Source organism: Noviherbaspirillum sp. (assembly GCF_035627455.1).
Taxonomy (GTDB): domain Bacteria; phylum Pseudomonadota; class Gammaproteobacteria; order Burkholderiales; family Burkholderiaceae_D; genus Noviherbaspirillum.
This window is the reverse complement of record NZ_DASPLS010000063.1, coordinates 1-3915: the sequence shown is the minus strand read 5'-3', so window position 1 is coordinate 3915 and position 3915 is coordinate 1. Positions and strand designations below refer to the sequence as shown.

Sequence of the window (3915 nt, the reverse complement as noted above, 5' to 3'; positions counted from 1 at the left end):
GGGCGCGCTGGGCGCGGCCGAATCGTGCTGGCATATCGCGCGCCAGTATGTGCTGGACCGCAAGCAGTTCGGCCGGCCGCTGGCGGCGAACCAGCTGGTGCAAAAGAAGCTGGCCGACATGCAGACCGAGATCACGCTCGGCTTGCAGGGCTGCCTGCGGCTGGGCCGGATGAAGGATGAAGGCACCGCTTCGGTCGAGATCACGTCGATGATGAAGCGCAATTCCTGCGGCAAGGCGCTGGACGTGGCGCGCATGGCGCGCGACATGCTGGGCGGGAACGGGATTTCCGACGAGTTCGGCGTGATCCGGCACATGGTGAACCTCGAGGTGGTGAACACCTACGAGGGCACGCATGACATCCACGCGCTGATCCTCGGCCGCGCGCAAACCGGTATCCAGGCATTCTCATGACAATGACAGACTGGGTCGGGACGATTGCGGCGACGCTCACGACCGTGGCTTTCGCGCCGCAGGCGTTGATGACGCTGAAAACGCGCAACGTGGAAGGCATCTCGCTTTCCATGTACAGCATCTTCAGCGCCGGCGTTTTCTTCTGGCTGCTGTTCGGCGTACTGATCAAGTCGTGGCCGATGATCATCGCCAACACCGTGACGCTGGTACTGGCGATGACGATTCTGACGCTCAAGTTGAAGTACCGGTCCGGGCTCCGCAGCCGGGAGGCGACCGGATAACACGTTGAAGTCAAGGCCGGGCGTCGTGCCAGGCAAAAAACAAAGCCACCGGGGAACCGGTGGCTTTGTCCTTTCTCGGGCCTGCACGCATTCGATGATGCAGCGAGGCGGTGTCAGCGAAAGAAGAAACCTGTGGGAAAAGGATCCGAGTCTTCCAGCACCCACTGGTTGAAGCCGCTGATGTGGGCGCTGCCGGTGACTTCGGTGATCGCGCCATCGAGGTCGCCGACCTTTACCGCTTCAATCACGCGTACCTTGAAGGCGCTGCCGACGATGCTGCCATTGAGGTAGGGTTCGTTCATCCCGAGCCGGCCGCGCAGGTAGAGCTGCGCGGCGCGCCCTGAAGTGCCGGTTCCGGTCGGAGACCGGTCCACCTCGCGGTCGGCGAAGATGCACACATTCGACTGATCGACGCCGGGCCGGTTCGGCGCCCCGTCGATGATCGTTCCATACAGTTCATTCAGGCCGGGCTCGAGGGGATGCTCGATCCTGATCTTTTCCTTCACTGCGGCCTTGGTTTCCGCGCCGAGCTGGATCAGCGACCGGACCAGCTCCGGCTTGATTTCCAGGCCGGCCTGCCGGCCATCGATGTAGTAGTAGAACGCGCCGCCAAAGACGATGTCGCCGCTGATCCTGCCAAAGCCCGGTGTTTCGACCTCGACGTCGCGCATGAAGATAAACGACGGTACATTCCTGAAGGTGACTTCACCGGCGCGCTTTCCATCCCATTCGACATGCGCCTCGATGAAGCCCGCCGGCGCATCGAAGCCGATGCGGGTGACCGGACTGCGGCGCTCCACATAGCCCATTTCCACCAGCACCTTGCCCAAGGCGATGATGCCGTGGCCGCACATGTCGCTGTATCCCTCGTTGTGGATGAAGATTACGCCGAAATCGGCTTCCGGCGTCGTCGGCGGCAGCAGGTATGCCCCGTACATGTCGGCATGCCCGCGCGGCTCGTTCATCAGGAACTGCCGCAGGTCATCGCGGTTTGCCTTGAGCCAGGCTCTTTTCTCGAGGATGTTCTTCCCCGGGACCGGCGGCATGCCGGATACCAGGATGCGCAGCGGTTCGCCTCCGGTGTGCGCGTCGATTGTTTGTATTGTGCGAAGGAAGTTCAACATTGTTTGTTTTCGCGATGGCGTAGGACTTGCCCCGAGGGGGACGTCAAAAGGGAGAAAGCGGGGGTTCGATTTTACAACGCGAACTGTGCTGGTTCACAGGCTGGGCAGGCCCAGCCCGACCTTGCAGTGTGCACAAGAAGACGCGGAATGCAGACGCTCGCGGATTTCGCAGGGAAGAAGATGCAGGCTTGAAAAGTTTTCTTATTGAGCGCGTCCCGCTGCGGAACTTTCTGCAGCGGGACGTCAACTTCAGCACGGGCGCCGGTCGATTTCGATCAGCTCAGCCAAGCGGCTTGCCAGCGCCCCGGCGGCTTTCCTGCCTGTCGCAGCATCAGAAGCTGTAGCCGACGCACAGGCTGACCACCAGCGGACGGAAGTCGATGCTGGTCTTGCGCTCGATGCTGCCGGTGGTAGCGGTCAGGTCGCTCTTGACCTTGGCCGCCGCTACCGAGCCCGACACCGACCAGCGTTCGTCCAGCTTGTAGGTCAGGCCCGCCTGCGCCGCGAGTCCCCAGGAATCGGTCAGCTTGATCCTGGTCGGCCCGCCCGAGGCGAGGTCTCCCGCCGCGGTCGACTGCCGGTTGAAGAAGCGAGTGTAGTTGATGCCGACACCGACGAAGGGACGCAGCTTGCTCTGCTCGTCGCCGAAGTTGTAGTTGACGAACACCGTCGGGCTCGCCTGCTTCACCTTGGCCACCACGCCGAACGGCGCCAGCGTGCCCCGGCCAAACACGTCGTGGCGCGGCGGAATGCCGAGCACCACGTCGAGGTCGAGGTTCGGGCTGAGCTTGCGGGTGTAGGCGGCAACCAGCGTGGTAGCGTCGCCGACCGTGATGCCGGCCGGCTGCGGCGTCAGGAATGCCGGGCCGTTGGTGGTGAAGTTGTCCGACTTCGAATTGATATCGAGGTGCGCGATACCGATGCGCACGGTGTGGACCTGCGCTTGCGCGGAGGCGCACAACAGTCCGGCGGCGAGGCACAGAATGGTTTTTTTCATTGCGTGCTCCCCTTACAGGCCTTGCGCCAGAACGGACTGGAAGAAGCCGCGCGCGGCCGCGTTGCAGAACGGCGGCACCAGCGAACCATGGTAGGCAGTCGCAACCGCGGTGACCGGGTCCTGCTTGGCGGCCACGGCGGCATTGATCGTCGCCGTCTTGCTCTGGCTGAAGCCGACCTTTGCAGCGGCAAACGGATCGCTCGCCCCGCTCGGCGCCGAGTCGACATCGACGACCGTCAGCGCGGCGGGCGGCATGCCGTTGGCGAGGAAATACGCCTGGGTGGCCTGGGTGCTGGCGTAGAACACCGTCGGGTCGGCGTTGCCGCCGCACAGCAGCGTCGGCACATTCGGCACGTAGGTGCGCAGGTCGTTCTTCACGCCCGCCTTGCGAAAGCCATTCTGCGGGTTGCAGGTGAATCCGGCTGCGGTCGGGTTGCACGGGTTTGCAGCCGCGTCCGCCAGGTAGGCATTGCGGTAGCTGGTCTTGACCAGGTTGTTCGGCCCGAAGAAGGCCGCGAACGCCGGCGAGGACGGCCCCGGCAGCGAATCGGCGGCGAACAGCGCGGTCTGCGGCAGCTTGCCGGACCCGAACAGCTGAACGTAGCTCAGGCTGCCGGGCAGCAGGGTTTCGATTCCGTTCGCATAGCCGGCCTCATAAATATCCGTCGGCGTGTTGTAGACGCCGCCATAGGACTTCTGGAAGCTGGTGGTCAGCAGCGGCAGGAATACCGTACCGCCCGCGTTCGGGCTGCCCGCGAAACTGGCGTCGCCCAGGAGTGCCAGCGCGTACGGTCCGGACATGCCGGCCAGCGCGGTCACCTTGAACTCGGAGGCGTAATTTTTCTGCATCGCGCGCTGGGTCGCCATCGCCACGTGGCCGCCCTGAGAGTAGCCGGTGATGAACAGCTTGCCGGAATCCTGCGCGCCGACGGTCGGGAATGCCTTGCGGGCTGCGCGCAGCGCGTCGATCATGTCGTTCGACTGCTGTTCCGCATTCAGGTAGGGATGGTAGGGCAAGGAGGAAACGTCGTAGCCGGCGTAGTTCGGCGCCACCACGATGAAGCCCTGCGCCGCGTACATCGCCGCGAGGAAGGACGCTTC

Annotated in this window: 5 protein-coding genes; 2 read left to right on the top strand and 3 right to left on the bottom strand. The window is 63.8% G+C overall.

Annotated elements, in window-relative coordinates:
• The coding region (locus VEC01_RS11935) for an acyl-CoA dehydrogenase family protein (protein WP_324901060.1) at positions 1 to 412 on the top strand (412 nt) is incomplete at its 5' end.
• Positions 409 to 693 (top strand): SemiSWEET transporter, encoded by a 285-nt coding sequence (locus tag VEC01_RS11930; RefSeq protein WP_324901059.1) that lies wholly within the window; start codon positions 409 to 411, stop codon positions 691 to 693. The genes VEC01_RS11935 and VEC01_RS11930, both read left to right, overlap by 4 nt.
• Before the next feature lie 113 nt (positions 694 to 806).
• Here VEC01_RS11930 and lhpH read toward each other — a convergent pair whose 3' ends face one another.
• From lhpH to VEC01_RS11915, 3 genes are all read right to left on the bottom strand, one after another.
• Positions 807 to 1817, bottom strand: a complete 1011-nt coding sequence (gene lhpH, locus VEC01_RS11925; RefSeq protein WP_324901058.1) for a trans-3-hydroxy-L-proline dehydratase — start codon at positions 1815 to 1817, stop codon at positions 807 to 809.
• Positions 1818 to 2148: 331 nt separating this feature from the next.
• Entirely contained in the window at positions 2149 to 2814 is a 666-nt protein-coding gene (locus VEC01_RS11920; protein ID WP_324901057.1) for an OmpW/AlkL family protein, read from the bottom strand.
• A gap of 12 nt (positions 2815 to 2826) precedes the next feature.
• A partial coding sequence (locus VEC01_RS11915) for an alpha/beta hydrolase family protein (RefSeq protein WP_324901056.1) occupies positions 2827 to 3915 on the bottom strand: 1089 nt, incomplete at its 5' end.

What these genes read in the sequence shown, in the direction of transcription:
- VEC01_RS11930 (WP_324901059.1), top strand. Translation starts at nt 409, where the DNA reads ATGACAATGACAGACTGGGTCGGGACGATTGCGGCGACGCTCACGACC.
- lhpH (WP_324901058.1), bottom strand. Translation starts at nt 1,817, where the DNA reads ATGTTGAACTTCCTTCGCACAATACAAACAATCGACGCGCACACCGGA.
- VEC01_RS11920 (WP_324901057.1), bottom strand. Translation starts at nt 2,814, where the DNA reads ATGAAAAAAACCATTCTGTGCCTCGCCGCCGGACTGTTGTGCGCCTCC.